The organism is Methylobacterium amylolyticum, from assembly GCF_030700245.1.
Lineage (GTDB): Bacteria > Pseudomonadota > Alphaproteobacteria > Rhizobiales > Beijerinckiaceae > Methylobacterium.
The window spans coordinates 107,906-126,561 of record NZ_JAUYZI010000007.1; the positions used below are offsets into that span (position 1 = coordinate 107,906).

The following is an 18,656-nucleotide window of genomic DNA, read 5'->3' on the forward strand; positions in this document are numbered from 1 at the left end:
CGGAAGCCCCGCGGCGGTTCCGCTCCACCGCCGTGGCATGGGCCGGTCCGAACGCGCGCGAGCGGCCTCGACCGGCATCGGTTCCCACGCCCTTTTTGCGCGGGCCGTGCGAACCCGCGCCGCCGCGGGTGGTTGGAGGGGTATTCGTCACATACTCACGGTGAGTATCTGGCGCCCGACATACGCGGGGATTTTCCCATGTACTACTTCGACAAGCGCCTTCAGTATCCCGTTCGCGTCGACAGCCCCGATCCCGTCTTCGCCCGCATGCTCCAGCAGGCGATCGGCGGTATCGAGGGCGAGATCCGCGTGTGCATGCAGTACTTCTTCCAGGCCTGGGGCGCGCGCGGCCCGTCGACCAAGTACCGCGAGATGCTGCTGAACACGGCCACCGAGGAGATCGGCCACATCGAGATGCTGGCGACGGCCGTGGCGATGAATCTCGAGACCGCGCCGTCCAAGGTCCAGGAGGCCGGGGCGGCCGACACCATCGTCGGCGCAGTGATGGGCGGCGAGAACCCGCGCCACATGGTCGAGGGCATGCTGCACCGGCACATCCTGTCGACCGGCATGGCAGCCTTTCCGGCCAATTGCGAGGGCGTGCCCTTCGACATGAGCCACATCTACGCGAGCGGAAATCTCGCGGCGGACATGTACTGCAACGTCGCCGCCGAGAGCACCGGCCGGGTGCTGGCGACGCGGCTGTACAACGCCACCAACGATGCCGGCATGAAGGACATGCTCCACTTCATGATCGCCCGCGACACGATGCACCAGCAACAATGGCTCGCGGTGATCGAGGAACTCGGCGGCCACGCCGGGGCGCTGCCGATCCCGAACTCCTTCCCGCAGGAGAAGGAGGATCAGCGCAACAACTACAATTTTTACGTCACGTCGGTGGACGGCACCCTGTCCGAGGGCGGCCGCTGGACGCAGGGGCCCTCGCTCGACGGCAAGGGCGAGTACACCGTGTTCAAGAACAAGCCGATGGGCGAGGAGCCCAATCTCGGCCCGGCCCGGCCCGACAGCAGCGCGCAGAACGAACAGATCGCCTGAGGCGTCGCGCGCGTCCCGCATCGTGCGCGGGGACCATCGCCATAACCTATGATAGGTCATGAACCCTCGGGGCGACGGGGGCAACCGTGGACGGGATCGAGGCGGACATCGCCGGGGACAGGATCGAACTCCGGCGCAGCGACGCGGCCAAGCGGCCGCTGCTCCAGCGCCTGAACCGGATCGAAGGTCAGGTGCGGGGCCTGCGCGGGATGGTCGAAGCCGACCGCTACTGCCTCGACGAGGTCCAGCAGATCAACGCCATCACCGCCGCCCTGCGGGAGGTGGCGCTGGTCATCATCGCCGAGCACGTGGCGGCGGGGGTCTCCCTCGCCGCCCGCGCCGACACCCCTGAGAGCGTCGCCGTCGCGGACGTGATGCGCGTGCTGCGGGCGGCCATGCGCAAGAGCGAGTAAGCGGGTCTCCGGACCGCCCTCAGACGACGAACGGATCGGCGAGGCCGACGCGGGCAGCCGCGCGCGCCCGCGCACGCCCGAAATCCTGCGCCGGACGACCCGCCGACCTCGGGAACGCACCGTTGGAACTTGGCCGTGTCATCGCGGGCTTCCTCGTCAGGCCGCGCCCGCGCGCACGCTTCCCATCTGGAGATCAGAACGATGAAGGCTCTCTGCTGGCACGGCAGGAACGACATCCGCTGCGATACGGTGCCGGATCCGCAGATCGAGGATTCCCGCGACGTGATCATCAAGGTCACGTCCTGCGCGATCTGCGGCTCGGACCTCCATCTCATGGACGGACTGATGCCGACCATGGAATCCGGCGATGTGCTCGGCCACGAATTCATGGGCGAGGTCGTCGAGGTCGGCCAGGGGTTCACAAAGTTCAAGAAGGGCGACCGGATCGTCGTGCCCTTCAACATCAATTGCGGCGAATGCCGCCAGTGCAAGCTCGGCAACTGGTCGGTCTGCCAGCGCTCGAACCGCAACGCCGAGATGGCGGCCGCGATGTTCGGCTACACCACCGCCGGCCTGTTCGGCTACTCGCACCTCACCGGCGGCTACGCGGGCGGCCAGGCCGAGTACGTCCGCGTGCCGATGGCCGACGTGGCGCCGATGAAGGTCCCGGACGGCATGGACGACGAGTCGGCCCTGTTCCTCACCGACATCCTGCCCACAGGCTGGCAGGGCGCCGAACACTGCGAGATCCAGGGCGGCGAGACGATTGCGATCTGGGGCGCCGGGCCGGTCGGCTTCTTCGCGATCCAGTCGGCCAAGCTGATGGGTGCCGAGCGGATCATCGCCATCGACACGGTTCCCGAGCGCCTCGAACTGGCGCGGAAGGCGGGGGCGACCGACATCATCGATTTTGAGAAGGAAGACGTGTTCGAGCGCATCAAGGAGATCAGCCGCGGCGAGGGCGCCGACGCGGTGATCGACTGCGTCGGCATGGAGGCCACCGCCGGCCACGGCATCGCCGGCGTGGTGAGCGCGATCCAGGAGAAGCTCACCGCGACCGAGCGGCCCTACGTGCTGACCGAGGCGATCAAGGCGGTGCGCCCCTGCGGCATCGTCTCGATCCCCGGCGTCTACGGCGGGCCGCTGCCGATCAACATGGGCTCGGTGGTGCAGAAGGGCCTGACCCTCAAGAGCGGCCAGACCCACGTGAAGCGCTACCTGGAGACGCTCACGGAGCTGATCCAGCAGGGCAAGCTCGATGTCACGTCGCTGATCACCCACCGTTCGACGAATCTCGCCGACGGCCCGGATCTCTACAAGACGTTCCGCGACAAGAAGGACGGCTGCGTGAAGGTCGTCTTCCACCCGAACTGATTTCTTCTCGCTCTACCGGCATCCGGGCGGCGCAAGCCGCCCGTTTTCATTGGGTATCACGCATGATCACGACGCCGACGATCCGGGCGCTGAGCGCCACGCTGTTCTACGCCACCGCTGCCCCGGCCCTGGCGCAGGAGCCGTCCCGTCCGGCCACACCCGCACCGACCGCATCGCCGGGCGGGCTCACGCAGGTGGCCCGGTTCGACCATCAGGTGACCGGCGTGACGGTCACCAAGGACGGGCGGATCTTCGTCAACTTCCCGCGCTGGACCGAGGACGCGCCGGTCTCCGTGGCCGAATTGAAGGACGGCAAGCCGGTGCCTTACCCGAACGCCGAGTGGAACGCGTGGCGCAACGCGCGCAAGGACACGCTCGACCCGAAGACCCACTTCGTCTGCGTGCAGAGCGTGGTGGCCGATCCCCACGACCGCCTCTGGGTGGTCGATGCGGCGGCCCCCGCCATGGCGGCGCTCGTCAAGGACGGGCCGAAGCTCGTCGGCATCGACTTGAAGACCAACGCGGTGACGAAGACCATCGCCTTCGACCCGTCGATCGCCCCGCAGGGTTCCTATCTCAACGACGTGCGGATCTCGCCGGACGGCAAGACCGCCTACCTCACCGATTCCGGCGCCGAGGGCGCGCTGATCGTCGTGGACATCGACTCCGGCTCCGCCAAGCGGCTGCTCGCGGGCGCCCCCGCGACCATGCCCGACAAGAGCGTGACCGTGACCTACGACGGCAAGCCCCTGCGCCGGCCCGACGGGCGCGGCGTCGAGTTCGCGGCCGACGGCATCGCACTCTCTCCGGACGGCGGGACGCTGTACTGGCAGGCGATCAAGGGCAAGACCCTCTACAGCCTGCCGACCGACGCCCTGACCGGCTGGGCCACCGCCGCGATCGTCCCGGAATCCTTGAGCGACCGCAGCCTGACGGCCAAGATCGCGACAATCGGCGAGAACGGCCCCGCCGACGGGCTGATCATCGCGCGGAGCGACGGCCGGATGTACGTAACCTCGCCCCAGGACGACGCGATCAAGGTCCGGGAACTCGGCGGCAACAATGCCGGCCTGACGACCCTGGTGCAGGATCCGCGTCTGCGCTGGCCCGATACGTTCAGCGAGGGGCCGGACGGCACGCTCTACGTCACCACCTCGCACATCCAGGACTCGGCCTTCTATAGGCCCGACGCGCCGATCAGCCTGCCGACCGAATTGTGGAGCTTCAAGCCCTCCGCCCCGCGCTGAGGCGGAGACTCAATCGATCCCGGCGATGCCGATGTGGAGTTGCTCCGGGCCGCGCAGGGAGGCGCCGGGGCGGTAGGGCGGCGGATCCATGACGAGGCGCGGCTCCCGCAGCCGCCGACACAGGGCGACGAGGGCGATCTCGGCCTCGATCCGTGCGAGCGGTGCGCCCACGCAGTAGTGCAGGCCGCCGCCGAACCCGAAGTGCTGGTTGTCGGCACGGTCCGGGTCGAACCGGTCCGGATCGGGAAACCGCTCCGGGTCGCGGCTGCCGGCGGCGAACAGCAGCACCACCGGCGCGCCCTGCGGGATGGTCACGCCGCCGATCTCGATGGCGCCGAGCGCCTTGCGGGTCCGGAAATGCACCGGCGGGTCGAAGCGCAGCACCTCCTCGATCACCCGCGGGGCCCGCTCCGGGTCGGCGCGCAGGCGCTCCAGCTCGCGCGGGTGGCGCAGGAGCTGGAGCATGCCGTTGGTGATGAGGTTCACCGTGGTCTCGTGGCCGGCGACCAGCAGGAGGATCGCGGTGGAGATCAGGTCGAACGCACCCATCAGGCGACGGCCATCGGGGCCGGGCCCCGCGAGTTCGCTCAGCATGTCATCGGCCGGGCGGCGGCGCTTCTCCCGGATCAGGTCGCGCATGTAGGCCGAGATCGCGTCGAACGCCGCGACGATGCGGTGCCGCCCGGCCTCGTCGTGGCGGGCATCCGGCTCGAGGGCTGTCGCCAGTTCGGTCGCCCAGGCCTGGAAGCGCGGCTCGTCCGCCTCGGGCACACCGAGCAGGTCGCAGATCACCGCGACCGGCAGCGGGTAGGAGAGGTCGTCCACGAGGCAGATCCGGTCGCGCCCGCGGCAGGCGTCGAGCAGCGCGTCCACGTCGCGCACGATCCGCCCGCGCAGGGCCTCGACCCGGGGCACGGTGAAGCTGCGCATCACCAGGGCGCGCAGGGTGTCGTGGTCCGGCGGGTCGCGGAAGATCAGCGGGCGGTGGGCGGTGGCGATCCGGTTGCGGATCGGGTTCAGGATCCAGTCCTTGAGCGGGTTGCCGGTGCGCGGCCGGCGTGAGGGCGGCAGATCCTCGGAGCTGAGACGCGGGTCGAACAGCAGGCTCCGGATCGCCGCGTGGGCGCTGACCACGTAGCTGCCGTCGCGCTGGCGGGAGACCGGCCGCTCCCGCAGCCGTGCGTAGAGCGGGTACGGATCCGCGCGGTAGGCGGGGTCCAGCACCGCGGCGAACAGCGCGTCCGCAGGTGGCGTGTCGTCAGGCATGGGCGAACTCGTCGGCGCTGACCGCCCGTGGCGACGGGAAGCCCGGCGCCAGCGATTCCGGGCGCGCTCGGTCGGTGGCGTCGCGGATCGGCGGGAACGGCCGCCCGGCGAGGATCGCGTCGGCGTAGGCGGGCAGCCAGCGGGCCTGATCGAACGACACGGCGGCGATCGTCTGCCCGGCCCGGCCGTAGACGGCGAGGAAGCGGCGCGAGGCGCGCGAGCCCTGCACCACGGCGACGGAATCGGCCCCGTCGGTCAGGCCCACCGCCTTGATGTTGATGCCGAACTGGCTCGACCAGTAGGCCGGCAGGTGCGCGTAGGGGCGCTGGTCGTCCGGCCCGGCCAGCATATTGCGCGCCGCGTGGCCCGCCTGCTCCACCGCGTTGCCCCAGTGCTCCACCGAGACCAGCCGGCCGCCGTAGACCGGGATCGGCCAGCGCGCCACGTCGCCGGCCGCGTAGATGTCTGGACAGGGCGTGCCGTCGGCGGCGAGCGCCCGGCAGGCCGCGTCGCAGGTCAGGCCGCCCGCGTCCGCGCGCAGGCCGGCACCCGCGAGCCAGCCGGTCGCCCGAGTGGCGCCGAGGGCGGCGATCACGAGATCCGCCTCGATCGCGCCGCCATCCGCGAACCGGGCGCGGACCACGTGGCCCGCGCCGTCGCCCTCGAAGGCCCGGACCTGCGTGCCCGGACGGAACGCCACGCCCGCGTCGCGCAGGCAGGCGGCGATCACCCCTCCGATGCCGGTGCCGAGCGAACGGGCGAGCGGCGTCGGATTCGGATCGACGACGGTGACGGCGAGGCCGAGATCGCGGCAGCAGGAGGCGGCCTCGCAGCCGATCAGGCCGGCGCCGACGATCAGCACCCGGCGCGGGCCGGCGGCGAGCGCCGCGCGCAGGGCCGCCGCATCGTCCCGGCCGCGCAGGGTGAACACGCCCGTCAGCGTCCCGCCGGTGGGAGCCGGCCAGGGCCGCGCCTCGGCGCCGGTAGCGACCAGCAGCCGGTCGTAGGCGAGGCGCGTCCCGTCCGCGAGGCGCACGATCCGGTCCGCGCGGTCGAGGCCGACCGTCGGCTGGCCGAGCCGCCAGCGCGCCCGCAGCGGCGCCAGCGCCGGCAGACCCGTCGCGTCGGCGGCGAGTTCGCCCGCGAGCACGTGCTTCGACAGGGGCGGCCGGTCGTAGGGCCGGTGGGGCTCGGCGCCGACGATCGTGAGCGGCCCCTCGTAGCCGCCCCGGCGCAGGGCCTCCGCGCCGCGCAGGCCCGCGAGCGACGCGCCGACGACGACGATGCCCGCCAGCTCCGCCGCGCTCACGCCACGTCCTCCTCGTCCGCCGCCGTCTGGACCGCGATGGCGCGGACCGGGCAGGCGAGCACGGCCCGCTCGATCTCGCCCCGGCGATGGGCCGGAGGCGACGGATCGTAGAACAGGATCTCGTGGCCGCGCAGGACGAAGGCGCCGGGCGCCGCGTAGCAGCACTGCGCGTAGCCCTGACAGCGGTTGAGATCGACCACGATCCGCAATGCGGGATCGCGCCCGTCAGACGCCGACATAGGGGCCGTCCCGCTCCTCCGCGTCCGGAACGAGCCGGCCGGCGGAGCCGAGCGGCAACCCGGTCACGAGGGCGAGCACGACGGTGGCGAGCGAGCGCCGCACCGGACCCGCCGGACAGGGCGCGGTACGGGCAACGGGCTGCGGGGCGGCGTGGGTGTGCGGGGTCATGCGAACCTCCTGTGCGGCTCTTCGGATCTCCGGTGACCGGCGGCCTCGTCGATCGCGGCCAGCGTCTCGCGTGCGGCGTCGCGCCGGGCGAAGGCCTCGGCCATCGCCGCAGCCCGTTGCCGGAAGCGCGGCTCGCCGAGCACGGTCTCGACCGCCGCGCGGATCGTCTCGCGGTCCGGCGTGTCGGTGGCGAGGTCGAGACCGACACCCGACCACGCGATCCGCACGCCGACCTCCGCCTTGTCCTCGGTGCGGCCGGCCGCGACGATCGGCACGCCCGCACTGAGCGCCTGCGAGACGCTGCCGTAGCCGCCATTCGTGACCAGCAGGCTCACCTTCGGCAGCAGCTCGCGGAAGGGCAGGAAGCGCGCCACCCGGACGTTGCGCGGCAGCGGCCCGCGCAGGGCCTCGACCGGCCGTCCGCCGGTGGTGGCGAGGACGAGGAGGTCGTCCCGGTCCGCCAGCGCCGCGAGCGTGGGCTCGATCAGCGCCCCGAGATCCGCGTTGGCGAGCGTGCCCTGGGTGACGAGGACCACCGGCTTGCCGCCGTCGAGCTCCGACCACCAGTCCGGCAGGTCGGCGGGCGCCTGCGGCAGGGGCGGCAAGCCGATGAAGCGCAGGCCCGGCGGCAGGGCACCGAAGTCGTACTCGAATTCCGGCACGGTCGGCTGAAGGAACAGGTCGGGCAGCACGACGACCGCGTGCGTCAGCGAGGCCGGCAGGCCCGGCAGACCCATCGCGGCGAGCCGTGCGTCGGCGCGGGCGCGCACCGGATCGACGTAGGCCGCGTCCACACGCGCCTTCAGCTCCGCGTAGCGGTCCCGTTCGGCGGCGCTCCGCGCCGGCGGCAGGCCGAGGGCGACGGGGGCGCCGTCGGGCCGGTCGAGGAACAGGAAGCTGATGTTCCAAGTCACGATCGGCGGCCGCGGCGTCGCCGTGTCCAGCAGCAGCGGCAGCACGCCTAGGAACATGCTGCCGGCGACAATCACGTCCGGCGCCTCCCGGGCGATGAGGGCTCGCAGCGCCGCCGCCTGCACCGGCATCGGCGCGATGAAGCGCCGGTCGAACTCGTTCCGCCAGCGCTCCGGGCCGGGCGGCAGGGCCGGCTCCAGGTACTGCGCCGAGCCGTCGTCGTCGTATCCCGAGAAGCGCAGACCGGCGGCCTCGACGGCTCCGCGGAACCGCGGGTCGGTCAGGACCGTCACGGCGTCGCCGCGTCCGGCGAGGAGGCGGCCGATGGCCAGGAGCGGGTTGACGTGCCCGGTGAGCGGCGTCGCCGCGATCAGGATCCTCATGGTGGCCTCCGAACGGCGGACCGTGTGCGTCGGGTGCACTGCACAAGATACGGCGCGCATCGGCGATCGTTACCTGCGCCTCCGATGCGGGGTGCGGCGGCGCACCCGGCCGGTGTCTACGCGGCGACCGGCCGGCAATAGCGCCCCACGGCCCGGCCGGGCTTGATCCAGGTGAGGCGTCCGCGCGGCGATCCGATGCGCCGCGCGCGGCCGGGACCGTCAGGCGCTCGAAGGGCCGGCCCACGGCGCGTCGACCAGCGCGCGCTGGAGATGGGCGATCAGCGCGGTGACGCGGGCCGGGCGCGGCTCGCCCGGCGGCATGACGAGATGCAGGGCGATCGGCGGCGGCGACCAGCCCGGCAGCACGCGCTCCAGCCGGCCGGCCTCCAAGTGCTCCCAGACCATGAAGTCGGGCTGCAACGCGACCCCGAGCCCGGCGAGCAGCGCCGGCCCCAGTGCCTCGGCGTTGTTCACCCGCATCGGGCCCCGCGGCACGACCACCGCCTCGGCGCCGCCTGCGTCGGTGAACCGCCAGCGGTCCGGCGTCGGCAGGTAGGCGTAGCTCAGGCAGGCGTGCCGTTCGAGATCGTCCGGGTGCCCGGGGCGTCCGTGCCGGTCGAGATAGGCGGGCGCGGCCACCAGCGAGCGGCGGACCGCGCAGAGGCGCCGCGCCCGCAGGGAGGAATCCGGCAGCGCCGCGATGCGCAGGCCGATGTCGAAGCCGCCGCCGACGAGGTCGACCACCGCGTCGGACAGGTGCAGGTCCACGGAGACGGCCGGGTGGCGCGCCAGGAAATCCGGCAGCAGCGGCGCCACGTGCAGCACCCCGAAGGTCATCGGCGCCGCGAGCCGCACCGGGCCACGCGGCTCCGCGGCACCGGCCGTCGCCCGCGCCTCAGCCGCCTCGCCGTCCGCCAGGAGGCGGGCCGCGTCCTCCCGGGCGGCCAGGCCCGCCTCGGTCAGGGCGAGCTTGCGCGACGTGCGGTGGAACAGGCGCGCGCCGAGGCGAACCTCCAGCCGGCCGACCGCCTTCGACACCGTACCCTTCGACAGTCCGAGTTCCGCCGCCGCCCGCCCGAAGGAGCCGGCCTCGACCACCTTGGCGAACACCGCCCACGCCTCGAAATCCGGCAGCCGCATCGGCGCATCCTGGAAACGATGAGTTTCGATCGTTTCGCTTTTCCGGAGCGATGGCAAGCCTCAGATTGCACCCATCGGAGCCCGCCCTATCGCGGCGGCGCGGCTCAAGCGGGAGACACCACCATGTCCGAGACCGGCCTCCACCACGTCACGGCCTTCGCCGGGTCGGCCGCGCGCAACCTCGATTTCTACACGCGCGTGCTCGGCCTGCGGCTCGTGAAGAAGACCGTCAACTTCGACGATCCGGGCACCTACCACCTGTATTACGGCGACGAGACCGGCCGGCCCGGCACGCTCCTGACCTTCTTCCCGATCGCGCACGCCGCGCCGGGGCGGGTCGGGATCGGCGAGACGCAGGAGACCGCCTTCCGGGTGCCCCGCGCCTCGATCGGCTGGTGGACCCACCGCCTGATCGAGGCCGGCGCCGCCCACGAGGCGCTGGTGCACGCGTTCGGCGAGCCGACCCTGCGGTTCCGCGATCCGGACGGCATGATGCTGGCGCTCGTCGGCACCGACGACGCCGGAGCGGCGCTCTGGACCGGCGGCACGGTCCCGGCGGAGCACGCGATCCGCGGCCTGCACGGGGTGACGCTGCTACTCGCCGAGGCGGGTCCCACCGCCGCGATCCTCACGGACGTGCTCGGCTTGACCGAGGCTGCCCGCGAAGGCTCGGCGACCCGCTACGTCGGCGGGGCCGCGATCGGCGGCTCGGTGACATTGCGGGCGGTGGGCGGCTTCCTGGCGGGCCGGACCGGTGCCGGCTCGGTGCACCACATCGCGTTCCGGGCGGCCGACGACGCCGCGCAGACCGCGATGGTCGCCCGGCTCAGGGAGGCGCACGGCCTCTCCGTCACCGAGCAGCGCGACCGCCAGTACTTCCGCTCGATCTACTTCCGCGAGCCGGGCGGGGTGCTGTTCGAGATCGCCACCGACGCGCCGGGCTTCGCGATCGACGAGCCGGTCGCGGCGCTGGGCAGCGGCCTGAAGCTGCCGCCCGGCCTCGAACCGCACCGGGCGCAGATCGAGGACGTGCTGCCGAAGGTCGCCTGACCTCTAACCCCGCCCCGCAGACCCGCGGGGCGGGCTTCCACGAACGCCGGAGAGGCTGCCATGACCGAGCGATCCCTCGAGTTCATCCACCATTTCGAGCCCAGCGCGGCGGGCATGCGGCCGCTGCTGCTGCTCCACGGCACCGGCGGCGACGAGCGAGACCTGCTGCCGCTGGGCCGGCTCGTGGCGCCGGGCGCCGCCCTCCTCTCCCCGCGCGGCCCGGTTCTGGAGAACGGCATGCCGCGCTTCTTCCGCCGGCTGGCAGAGGGCGTGTTCGACGAGGCGGACCTGCGCCGCCGCGCGGAAGACCTCGCCGACTTCGTCGCCGCGGCGCGGCCGCGCTACGGGCTCGATGCGCCGGTCGCACTGGGTTTCTCGAACGGCGCCAACATCGCCGCGGCGACCCTGCTCCTTCGGCCGGAGGCGCTGACCGGCGCGATCCTGCTGCGGGCAATGCCTCCGCTGGCCGACCCGCCCGCGGCGGATCTCGCGGGCAAACCGGTGCTGATCCTGTCCGGCGCGATGGACCCGATCGTCCCGGCCGAGACCGCCGCGCGCCTCGCCCGGCAGCTCGGCGCGGCGGGTGCCGCCGTGGAGCACCGGGTGCTGCCGGCCGGCCACGGTCTGGGTCAGGCCGACGTGAGCTTGGCAACGGCCTGGGCGCGGGGTCTACAGCAGGCCCGCGCGGCCTGACCGGCCCGGGCCCCGACTTCGCAGAACCGAGACCGGAGTTGCACGATGAGCACCACCCGAGCCCCGATCACCCGAGATCCGACCCGCGCGCTCGCCGCCGACAGCACCGTCGAGGCGCTGGCCCGCCCGCTGCCGGCGCTCGGACGCGCGCTGATGGCGGCGATCTTCTTGGTGAGCGGCGTCGGCAAGCTCGCCGCGCCGGCCGCGACGATCGCCTATATCCAGAAAGCCGGGCTGCCGATGCCGGAGGTGGCCTTCGCGGTCGCGGCGGCGGTCGAGGTCGTGGGCGGCGTCCTGCTCCTGGTCGGCTACCGGACCCGCACCGTCGCCCTGGTGCTGGCGCTGTTCACGGTCGCCGCCGCACTGAGCTTCCACACCGCCTTCGGCGACCGGAACCAGTGGATCCACTTCCTGAAGAACCTCGCCATGGCCGGCGGGCTCCTCCAGGTCGCGGCCTTCGGCGCCGACGCCTTCAGCGTCGACGCCCAGCGCGGCCGGGTCTGACGGCGGTCGCGGCTCAAACGTCGAGGTTGGCGACGCTCAGCGCGTTCTCCTGGATGAACTCCCGGCGCGGCTCGACCACGTCGCCCATCAGCTTGACGAACAGGTCGTCGGCGTCGGTCGTGTCCTTGACCTTGACCTGGAGCAGCGAGCGCACGTCGCGGTCGAGCGTCGTCTCCCAGAGCTGCTGGGCGGTCATCTCGCCCAAGCCCTTGTAGCGCTGGAGCTGGAGACCCTTGCGGCCGAAGGCCATCACCGCCTCGAACAGGGCCACCGGTCCGTGCAGGACGGTCTCGTCGGCCTTGCGCGCGAGCGTCGCCGGCTCCCCGTAGATCTCGCGGAACGCGTCGGCGCGCTCGGCGAGGCGGCGCGCCTCCTGCGAGCCGATCAGGCCGGCATCGAGCGTCGCGACCTGCCGCACGCCGCGCAGCGTCCGGCTCAGCCGGTAGCCGCCCTCGAACGCCTCGCCCGACCAGCCGCGCTCGATCTCGTCGGCGATGGCGTCGAGGCGCCGGGCGGTCATGTCGGCCAGCACCTCCGCCTCGCTGGCCCGGTCGGCGGCCTCCGGATCGAGGGCGCCGGCGAGCACCGCCTGCTCCACCACCGCCCGGTCGTAGCGGGTGTGCAGGCCCTGGAGGATGCCGCGGAAGGTCCGCGCCTCCTCGACGAGGGTCTTGAGCTGCGGGCCGGTGAACTCCGCGCCGGTCGAGAGCCGCAGCACCGCGCCCTCGGTGCCCTGGTCGATCAGGTAGTCTTCGAGCGCCCGCTCGTCCTTGAGGTAGATCGCCCGGCGCCCGCGCTCCGCCTTGTACAGCGGCGGCTGGGCGATGAAGAGGTGGCCGCGCTCGATCAGCTCGGGCATCTGCCGGAAGAAGAACGTCAGCAGCAGCGTGCGGATGTGCGAGCCGTCCACGTCCGCGTCGGTCATGATGATGATGCGGTGGTAGCGCAGCTTCTCGGGAGAAAAACCCTCGCGGTCGGTGGAGGAGCGGCCGATCCCGGCGCCGAGCGCGGTGATCAGCGTGCCGATCTCGGCCGAGGACAGCATCCGGTCGGCGCGCACCCGCTCGACGTTCAGGATCTTGCCCCGCAGGGGGAGCACCGCCTGGAAGGTGCGGTCGCGGCCCTGCTTGGCCGAGCCGCCGGCGGAATCGCCCTCCACCAGCAGGATCTCGCACTTGCTCGGGTCGCGCTCCTGGCAGTCCGCGAGCTTCCCGGGCAGCGAGGCGATGTCGAGGGCGCCCTTCCGGGTCACGGTCTCGCGGGCCTTGCGCGCCGCCTCGCGCGCGGAAGCTGCGAGCACGACCTTGCCCATCACCGAGCGGGCCTGCCCCGGGTTCTCCTCGAGCCACGTGGACAGTCCCTCGTTCAGGACGTTCTCGACGGCGGGACGCACCTCGGACGAGACGAGCTTGTCCTTGGTCTGCGACGAGAATTTCGGGTCCGGGACCTGTACCGAGATGACCGCGGTCAGGCCCTCGCGGCAGTCTTCGCCGGTGAGCGAGACCTTCTCCTTCTTGGAGATGCCCGTCGAGTCGGCGTAGCCGGTGATCTGACGGGTCAGCGCCGCGCGGAAGCCCGCCATGTGGGTGCCGCCGTCGCGCTGCGGGATGTTGTTGGTGAACGGCAGCACCGTCTCGTTGAACGCGTCGTTCCACCAGAACGCCACCTCAACGCGGATGCCGTCGCGCTCCGAGCGGACGACGACCGGCGCGGCCATCCCCTCGATCGGCTTGCGCGAGCGGTCGAGGTAGCGCACGAACGCCTCGATCCCGCCCTCGTAGTACAGTTCCTCGCGCTTCTTCTCGGCGTGGCGGGCGTCGGTGAGCACGATACGCACGCCCGAATTCAGGAAGGCGAGTTCGCGCAGGCGCTTCTCCAGCGTCGCGTAGTCGAACTCGATCATCGAGAAGGTGTCGGTCGAGGGCAGGAAGGTCACCTCCGTGCCGCGCCGGCCGTTGCCGGGGCCGATCACCGCCAGCGGGGCCACGGCGTCGCCGTGGCGGAACTCCATCGCGTGCTCCTGGTCGTTGCGCCAGACGCGCAGCTTGAGCCACTGCGACAGGGCGTTGACCACCGAGACGCCGACGCCGTGCAGGCCGCCCGAGACCTTGTAGGAGTTCTGGTCGAACTTACCGCCGGCGTGGAGCTGGGTCATGATGACCTCGGCCGCCGAGACGCCCTCCTCCTTGTGGATGTCCACGGGGATGCCCCGGCCGTTGTCGGTCACGGTGCAGGAGCCGTCGGCGTTGAGCGTCACGGTCACGAGGTCGGCGTGGCCGGCCAGCGCCTCGTCGATGGCGTTGTCCACCACCTCGTAGACCATGTGGTGGAGGCCGGAGCCGTCGTCGGTGTCGCCGATATACATGCCCGGGCGCTTGCGGACGGCGTCGAGGCCCTTGAGCACGCGGATGGATTCCGCGCCGTACTCGGCGTGCTGGATCTCGGGGGAATCGGCCATGAATGTCCTCGGGCAGGCGGACGGGCTCGCGGAAGGGGACACGCGCCGTTCGGCACCCGCGCCTGCGCTTCTTCTCGGTCAGCCCAATATAGGGGTTCCGCCTTGTGATTGCACGTTTTTCGGGCCGCTCGCGGCCCGTGCCGAACACCCTTCTGGCGCGGCTCGCGTTAAGGCCGCGTTAGCCGTCGATCCCCCCGGCACTGGCGGCGTCCAGACGTGCGACCGCCTCCTGCGGCAGCGTCAGCCGCACCGCGCCGAGCAGCTCGTCGAGCTGAGCCACCGACGTGGCGCTGGCGATCGGCGCGGTGATGCCGGGCCGGGCGATCACCCAGGCGAGCGCCACCTGTGCCGGGCTTCCCCCGAGGTCGCGGGCCACGGCGTCGAGGACGTCGAGCAGGGCGAAGCCGCGCGGGTTCAGGTACTTGGCGACCCGGTTCTCGCGGGCGCGGCCGGCGGCGGCCCCGGCCGACCGGTACTTCCCCGTGAGGAAGCCCGCCGCCAGGGAGAAGTAGCCGATGACGCCGACCTCCCGCTCCCGGCAGAGCGGTTCCAACTCGGCCTCGTAGCCGCGGGCGGCGAGGCTGTAATCGGGTTGCAGGCACTCGTACCGGGGCAGGCCGCGCTCCGACGCGACCGACAGCGCCTCGCCGAGCCGGGCTGCATCGTGGTTCGAGGCGCCGATCGCCCGGACCTTGCCGGCCGCGATCAGCCGCTCGTAGGCCCGCAGCGTCTCCTCCAGCGGCACGGAGGCGTCGTCGACGTGGGACTGGTAGAGGTCGATCCGGTCGGTGCCGAGCCGCCGCAGCGAGGCCTCGCAGGCGCGCTCGATATGGGCGGGCGACAGGCCTTGGCCGGCCTCGCCCATGTCCATCCCGACCTTGGTGGCGAGCACGATCTTTTCCCGCGCGCCGGGCCGCGCGGCGAGCCAGCGGCCGATCACCGTCTCCGACTCGCCGCCGACGTGGCCGGGCGCCCAGCGCGAGTACACGTCGGCGGTGTCGATGAAGTCGAACCCCGCTTCCACGTAGCGGTCGAGGATCGCGAAGGAGGTCGGCTCGTCGGCGGTCCAGCCGAACACGTTGCCGCCGAGGCAGAACGGGGCGACCGCGAGGTCCGAGCGGCCAATGCGGCGCTTCTCCATGGTCGTATTCCTCCGCCTCAGCCCTGGAGGAACGGGTTCGAGACCCGCTCCTCGCCGAGCACGCCGGTCGGCCCGTGGCCGGGGATGAAGGCGACGTCGTCGCCCAAGGGCAGCACCTTCTCCTTGATGGCGCGGATCAGTTGCTCGTGGTTGCCGCCCGGCAGGTCGGTGCGGCCGATCGAGCCCTTGAACACCACGTCGCCGACCAGCGCGAAGCGCGCGTCGCGGCTCACGAACACCACGCTGCCCGGCGAGTGGCCGGGGCAGTGCAGGATGTCGAAGCCGAGCCCGCCGACCGTGACCCCGTCACCCTCGTCGAGCCAGCGGTCCGGCGTCACCGGGCGCGCGGCTTCGAGGCCGTAATTGGCGGCGGTCTCGGGCAGGGAATCCAGCAGGAACCTGTCGGCCTGATGCGGCCCCTCGATCGGCACGCCGAGGCGCTCGCGCAGCTCGTCGGCGCCCGCGGCGTGGTCGACGTGACCGTGCGTCAGCAGGATCTTCTCGACGCGCACGCCCTGCTCGCGGATCGCCGCCTCGATCCGGTCGAGGTCGCCGCCGGGATCGACCACGGCGCCGACCTTGGTGGCGTCGTCCCAGATCAGGGTGCAGTTCTGCTGGAAGGGCGTGACCGGGATGATCCCGGCGCGGGGCGTTCCTGGCATCGGCTCGATCGGTCGCTGGGCGCGGCGAGGCGCGGAACCGTCCTTCTAGCCCCTTGCGCAGGTTTTGCGAGCCGGATTCCCCGCCCCCTCAGCGCGGAGGGAAGAGCAGGAGGGTGAGAAACAGTGTCCGCCCTTCTGAGCCTTCGGCCCGGAAACGGCGGATGGCAGTCTCGCCGATCTGGACCGCGATCAGCGCATCCGACGTGCGAACATGCGGTCTCGGATCGTAGTCGGCCCTGTGGCGCTTCTCCTGAAGCTCCAGCACGGCACTCGCGAAGCTCCGCAGGTTGGGTCCGAAACCCGTGCCGGACAGGTAGGGAAGGTACTTCGGTGACGGCTTCAACCGCTGCGCTTCCGTGCAGAGGTCGCGCAAGGCCCGATGATCGACGCTGCGATAGACCAGTGCGTAGCGGGCAGAAGTGCGCTTGGTCGACCCGACGAAGGCATCCGCGGCCGCGGTCAGGACGGCGTGGAAGACCCCGTAATAGGCGGCCGAGATCGCGTGGCGGCTGTCGACCTGTCGCGGCGGGCCGGCAGGCGGCGCTTCGACGAGGCGCCGGGCCTGATCGAACAGGTGATCCGCGTTCAGGACCGACACCGCTACGCCTCGTCGGCCCCGGCATCCGCGTGGAGTTCCTCTTCCGTCGCGTAGTCGATGAAGGCGAAGCGGTCTTCCCCGGCGATCTGGAGCTGCTGCTGGAGCGAGGACAGCACGTCGAGCGCCACATCACCGGTCACCCGCCGCGCGGCGCCGGGAGCGAGCACGACCGTGATCCGCAGCGCATCGTGCCCCGTGCTGTCCGTCATCGGCATCGCCACGATCCGTTCGAGGTCGGCCTTCGCGACGCGCGCCAGCGCCACGTCCCGGGCGATATCCTGAATCCGAGCGGTGTCGAGCATGGCGGCGAAGATTACGTGCGTCGCCGAAGAATAGCACGGATCGCGCCGCGCCGCCTCACGTCGGCCGCCGCTTCAGCAGGGCGTCGAGGCCGCCCACCCGGAACCAGTGGTAGCCGTAGCCCTCCAGCATCAGCCCGTGGCGGCCGTCCGGCCCGGCCTCGCTGCGGGCGCCGGTGAGCAGGTCGACCAGCACCGCGCCCTCCGGGGCCGGCACGCCGGTGTCGAGGGCGATCTCGACCGGACCGGGATCGAGGTTGTGCAGGCACAGCACCGCATTGCCGCGCCAGTCGTAGCGCAGGGCGACCACCGCCTTCTCGCGGGTCGGCAGGGCGACCACGTCGCCCCAGCCGATCTCGGGCACCTCCTTGCGCAGGCGGATGATGCCCTGCATCCAGTTGAGCAGCGAGTCGGCTTCGTGGCGCTGGTCGGCGACGTTGACGTGCGGGTAGCCGTAGGGGCCGCCCGCGATCACCGGGCTCACCGGGCGGTCGGACAGGGTGAAGCCGCCGTGGACCTCGCCGGTCCACTGCATCGGCGTGCGGGCGCAGTCGCGCTCCTTCAGGGTGAGGTCGTCGCCCATGCCGATCTCGTCGCCGTAGCGCAGCACCGGCGTGCCGGGCAGGGTGAACATCAGCGAGTAGGCGAGCCGGATCCGGCGCGGGTCGCCGTCCATCATCGGCGCGAACCGGCGGCGGATGCCCCGGTCGTAGAGCTGCATCCGCTTCTCGGGCCCGAACCTCTCGAATACCAGGGCCCGCTGCGTCTCGGTGAGGCGGCCGAGATCCAGCTCGTCGTGATTGCGCAGGAAGATGCCCCACTGGCAGGAGAGCGGCCGGGGCTTGGTGCGCTCGATCGCCTTCACCAGCGGCCGGGCGTCATGGGCGGCCAGCGCGTAGAACGTCGCCTGATTGACCTGGAAGTTGAACATCATGTTCATGCGGTCGGCGTCGTCGCCGAAATAGTCGAGATCCTGCTTCGGCAGGACGTTGGCCTCGGCGAGGATGATCGCGTCGCCCTGGCGCCAGCTCAGGAACTCGCGGAAGTCGCGCAGCATGTCGAACTGCTCGCGCGGCTCGCCGGTCACGTCGGCGCCCTTCTCGGCGATCACGAACGGCACCGCGTCCATGCGGAAGCCCGAGACGCCGAGTTCGATCCAGAAGCCCATGATCTTCAGGATCTCGGCCTGGACCTCCGGGTTGGCGGTGTTGAGGTCGGGCTGGAACGCGAAGAAGCGGTGGAAGTACCACGCCTTGGCCTTCGCGTCGTAGGTCCAGGTGGTGTCCTGCACCCCGGGGAAGACCATGCCCTCGTCGGCGTTGGCGGGCCGCTCCTGCGCCCAGACGTACCAGTCGCGGTAGGGCGAGTCCGGGTCGGAGCGGGCGGACTGGAACCAGCGGTGCCGGTCCGAAGTGTGGTTGACCACGAGGTCGATCAGCACCCGAAGGCCGCGCTGCTTGGCGGCGTGGGTGAAGGCGACGAAGTCGCCGAGCGAGCCGTAATCGGGATCGACGCCGTAATAGTCGGCGATGTCGTAGCCGCCGTCGCGCTTCGGGGACGGCTGGAACGGCATCAGCCAGATCGCGGTGACGCCGAGCCCCTGGAGGTAGTCGAGCCGGCGCTCCAGCCCGGCGAAGTCGCCGATGCCGTCGCCGTTCGAATCCATGAAGGTGGCGACCGACAGGCAGTAGACGACCGCGTTCTTGTACCAGAGGTCGGTGATCATGCGGTCTCCCCCGGGGC

Annotated in this window: 19 protein-coding genes; 7 read left to right on the top strand and 12 right to left on the bottom strand. The window is 71.7% G+C overall.

Going from position 1 to position 18,656, the window contains the following annotated elements; all coding sequences use genetic code 11:
• The first annotated feature begins 198 nt into the window (after positions 1-198).
• From Q8W71_RS07655 to Q8W71_RS07670, 4 genes are all read left to right on the top strand, one after another.
• Positions 199-1,056, top strand: coding sequence for a manganese catalase family protein (locus tag Q8W71_RS07655; RefSeq protein ID WP_305524744.1), 858 nt, complete (start codon positions 199-201; stop codon positions 1,054-1,056).
• 86 nt (positions 1,057-1,142) lie between these two features.
• Positions 1,143-1,469 (top strand): metal-sensitive transcriptional regulator, encoded by a 327-nt coding sequence (locus Q8W71_RS07660; protein WP_370875360.1) that lies wholly within the window; start codon positions 1,143-1,145, stop codon positions 1,467-1,469.
• A gap of 201 nt (positions 1,470-1,670) precedes the next feature.
• Positions 1,671-2,843: a zinc-dependent alcohol dehydrogenase gene (locus tag Q8W71_RS07665; protein WP_305524745.1), complete on the top strand. Its 1,173-nt coding sequence runs from the start codon at positions 1,671-1,673 to the stop codon at positions 2,841-2,843.
• Positions 2,844-2,905: 62 nt separating this feature from the next.
• The gene (locus Q8W71_RS07670) at positions 2,906-4,090 is read left to right on the top strand and encodes an SMP-30/gluconolactonase/LRE family protein (protein WP_305524746.1); all 1,185 of its coding nucleotides are present in this window, start codon (positions 2,906-2,908) and stop codon (positions 4,088-4,090) included.
• 9 nt (positions 4,091-4,099) lie between these two features.
• Here Q8W71_RS07670 and Q8W71_RS07675 read toward each other — a convergent pair whose 3' ends face one another.
• The 6 genes from Q8W71_RS07675 to Q8W71_RS07700 all read right to left on the bottom strand — a co-directional run bounded on the left by Q8W71_RS07675 (position 4,100) and on the right by Q8W71_RS07700 (position 9,508).
• Positions 4,100-5,356 carry a cytochrome P450 gene (locus tag Q8W71_RS07675; protein ID WP_305524747.1) on the bottom strand — a complete coding sequence of 419 codons (1,257 nt, stop codon included), beginning with the start codon at positions 5,354-5,356 and terminating at the stop codon, positions 4,100-4,102.
• Positions 5,349-6,665, bottom strand: coding sequence for an NAD(P)/FAD-dependent oxidoreductase (locus Q8W71_RS07680; protein WP_305524748.1), 1,317 nt, complete (start codon positions 6,663-6,665; stop codon positions 5,349-5,351). The genes Q8W71_RS07675 and Q8W71_RS07680 overlap by 8 nt, the downstream gene beginning before the upstream one ends.
• The gene (locus Q8W71_RS07685) at positions 6,662-6,904 is read right to left on the bottom strand and encodes a ferredoxin (protein ID WP_305524749.1); all 243 of its coding nucleotides are present in this window, start codon (positions 6,902-6,904) and stop codon (positions 6,662-6,664) included. Before Q8W71_RS07685 ends, Q8W71_RS07680 begins: the two co-directional genes overlap by 4 nt.
• Positions 6,891-7,073 (bottom strand): hypothetical protein, encoded by a 183-nt coding sequence (locus Q8W71_RS07690; RefSeq protein WP_305524750.1) that lies wholly within the window; start codon positions 7,071-7,073, stop codon positions 6,891-6,893. The genes Q8W71_RS07685 and Q8W71_RS07690 overlap by 14 nt, the downstream gene beginning before the upstream one ends.
• Positions 7,070-8,368: a glycosyltransferase gene (locus Q8W71_RS07695; RefSeq protein ID WP_305524751.1), complete on the bottom strand. Its 1,299-nt coding sequence runs from the start codon at positions 8,366-8,368 to the stop codon at positions 7,070-7,072. The genes Q8W71_RS07690 and Q8W71_RS07695 overlap by 4 nt, the downstream gene beginning before the upstream one ends.
• 219 nt (positions 8,369-8,587) lie before the next feature.
• The gene (locus Q8W71_RS07700; protein ID WP_305524752.1) at positions 8,588-9,508 is read right to left on the bottom strand and encodes a LysR family transcriptional regulator; all 921 of its coding nucleotides are present in this window, start codon (positions 9,506-9,508) and stop codon (positions 8,588-8,590) included.
• A 123-nt stretch (positions 9,509-9,631) separates the two neighbouring features.
• Between Q8W71_RS07700 and Q8W71_RS07705 the strand changes: the two genes are divergently transcribed.
• From Q8W71_RS07705 to Q8W71_RS07715, 3 genes are read left to right on the top strand one after another with little or no spacing between them, the layout of a single operon-like run.
• The gene (locus tag Q8W71_RS07705; protein WP_305524753.1) at positions 9,632-10,558 is read left to right on the top strand and encodes a ring-cleaving dioxygenase; all 927 of its coding nucleotides are present in this window, start codon (positions 9,632-9,634) and stop codon (positions 10,556-10,558) included.
• 60 nt (positions 10,559-10,618) lie between these two features.
• Positions 10,619-11,251: an alpha/beta hydrolase gene (locus Q8W71_RS07710; protein WP_305524754.1), complete on the top strand. Its 633-nt coding sequence runs from the start codon at positions 10,619-10,621 to the stop codon at positions 11,249-11,251.
• Positions 11,252-11,296: 45 nt separating this feature from the next.
• Entirely contained in the window at positions 11,297-11,755 is a 459-nt protein-coding gene (locus Q8W71_RS07715; RefSeq protein ID WP_305524755.1) for a DoxX family protein, read from the top strand.
• 13 nt (positions 11,756-11,768) lie between these two features.
• Here Q8W71_RS07715 and gyrB read toward each other — a convergent pair whose 3' ends face one another.
• The 6 genes from gyrB to Q8W71_RS07745 all read right to left on the bottom strand — a co-directional run bounded on the left by gyrB (position 11,769) and on the right by Q8W71_RS07745 (position 18,639).
• A complete protein-coding gene (gene gyrB, locus Q8W71_RS07720; RefSeq protein ID WP_305524756.1) occupies positions 11,769-14,213 on the bottom strand; it encodes a DNA topoisomerase (ATP-hydrolyzing) subunit B in 2,445 nt (814 codons plus the stop codon).
• A gap of 178 nt (positions 14,214-14,391) precedes the next feature.
• A complete protein-coding gene (locus tag Q8W71_RS07725) occupies positions 14,392-15,354 on the bottom strand; it encodes an aldo/keto reductase (RefSeq protein WP_305524757.1) in 963 nt (320 codons plus the stop codon).
• Between the two features lie 17 nt (positions 15,355-15,371).
• Complete coding sequence (locus tag Q8W71_RS07730) at positions 15,372-16,016, bottom strand: MBL fold metallo-hydrolase (RefSeq protein WP_305524758.1); 645 nt, start codon at positions 16,014-16,016, stop codon at positions 15,372-15,374.
• A gap of 88 nt (positions 16,017-16,104) precedes the next feature.
• Positions 16,105-16,614 (bottom strand): hypothetical protein, encoded by a 510-nt coding sequence (locus Q8W71_RS07735; protein ID WP_305524759.1) that lies wholly within the window; start codon positions 16,612-16,614, stop codon positions 16,105-16,107.
• 2 nt (positions 16,615-16,616) lie between these two features.
• Positions 16,617-16,916 carry a hypothetical protein gene (locus Q8W71_RS07740; RefSeq protein WP_305524760.1) on the bottom strand — a complete coding sequence of 100 codons (300 nt, stop codon included), beginning with the start codon at positions 16,914-16,916 and terminating at the stop codon, positions 16,617-16,619.
• Between the two features lie 55 nt (positions 16,917-16,971).
• Positions 16,972-18,639 carry an alpha-amylase family protein gene (locus Q8W71_RS07745; protein ID WP_305524761.1) on the bottom strand — a complete coding sequence of 556 codons (1,668 nt, stop codon included), beginning with the start codon at positions 18,637-18,639 and terminating at the stop codon, positions 16,972-16,974.
• Positions 18,640-18,656 lie beyond the last annotated feature (17 nt).

What these genes read in the sequence shown, in the direction of transcription:
- Q8W71_RS07665 (WP_305524745.1), top strand. Translation starts at nt 1,671, where the DNA reads ATGAAGGCTCTCTGCTGGCACGGCAGGAACGACATCCGCTGCGATACG.
- Q8W71_RS07675 (WP_305524747.1), bottom strand. Translation starts at nt 5,356, where the DNA reads ATGCCTGACGACACGCCACCTGCGGACGCGCTGTTCGCCGCGGTGCTG.
- Q8W71_RS07690 (WP_305524750.1), bottom strand. Translation starts at nt 7,073, where the DNA reads ATGACCCCGCACACCCACGCCGCCCCGCAGCCCGTTGCCCGTACCGCG.
- Q8W71_RS07670 (WP_305524746.1), top strand. Translation starts at nt 2,906, where the DNA reads ATGATCACGACGCCGACGATCCGGGCGCTGAGCGCCACGCTGTTCTAC.
- Q8W71_RS07655 (WP_305524744.1), top strand. Translation starts at nt 199, where the DNA reads ATGTACTACTTCGACAAGCGCCTTCAGTATCCCGTTCGCGTCGACAGC.
- Q8W71_RS07705 (WP_305524753.1), top strand. Translation starts at nt 9,632, where the DNA reads ATGTCCGAGACCGGCCTCCACCACGTCACGGCCTTCGCCGGGTCGGCC.
- Q8W71_RS07730 (WP_305524758.1), bottom strand. Translation starts at nt 16,016, where the DNA reads ATGCCAGGAACGCCCCGCGCCGGGATCATCCCGGTCACGCCCTTCCAG.
- Q8W71_RS07725 (WP_305524757.1), bottom strand. Translation starts at nt 15,354, where the DNA reads ATGGAGAAGCGCCGCATTGGCCGCTCGGACCTCGCGGTCGCCCCGTTC.
- Q8W71_RS07695 (WP_305524751.1), bottom strand. Translation starts at nt 8,368, where the DNA reads ATGAGGATCCTGATCGCGGCGACGCCGCTCACCGGGCACGTCAACCCG.
- Q8W71_RS07700 (WP_305524752.1), bottom strand. Translation starts at nt 9,508, where the DNA reads ATGCGGCTGCCGGATTTCGAGGCGTGGGCGGTGTTCGCCAAGGTGGTC.
- Q8W71_RS07685 (WP_305524749.1), bottom strand. Translation starts at nt 6,904, where the DNA reads ATGTCGGCGTCTGACGGGCGCGATCCCGCATTGCGGATCGTGGTCGAT.
- gyrB (WP_305524756.1), bottom strand. Translation starts at nt 14,213, where the DNA reads ATGGCCGATTCCCCCGAGATCCAGCACGCCGAGTACGGCGCGGAATCC.
- Q8W71_RS07710 (WP_305524754.1), top strand. Translation starts at nt 10,619, where the DNA reads ATGACCGAGCGATCCCTCGAGTTCATCCACCATTTCGAGCCCAGCGCG.
- Q8W71_RS07715 (WP_305524755.1), top strand. Translation starts at nt 11,297, where the DNA reads ATGAGCACCACCCGAGCCCCGATCACCCGAGATCCGACCCGCGCGCTC.
- Q8W71_RS07740 (WP_305524760.1), bottom strand. Translation starts at nt 16,916, where the DNA reads ATGCTCGACACCGCTCGGATTCAGGATATCGCCCGGGACGTGGCGCTG.
- Q8W71_RS07745 (WP_305524761.1), bottom strand. Translation starts at nt 18,639, where the DNA reads ATGATCACCGACCTCTGGTACAAGAACGCGGTCGTCTACTGCCTGTCG.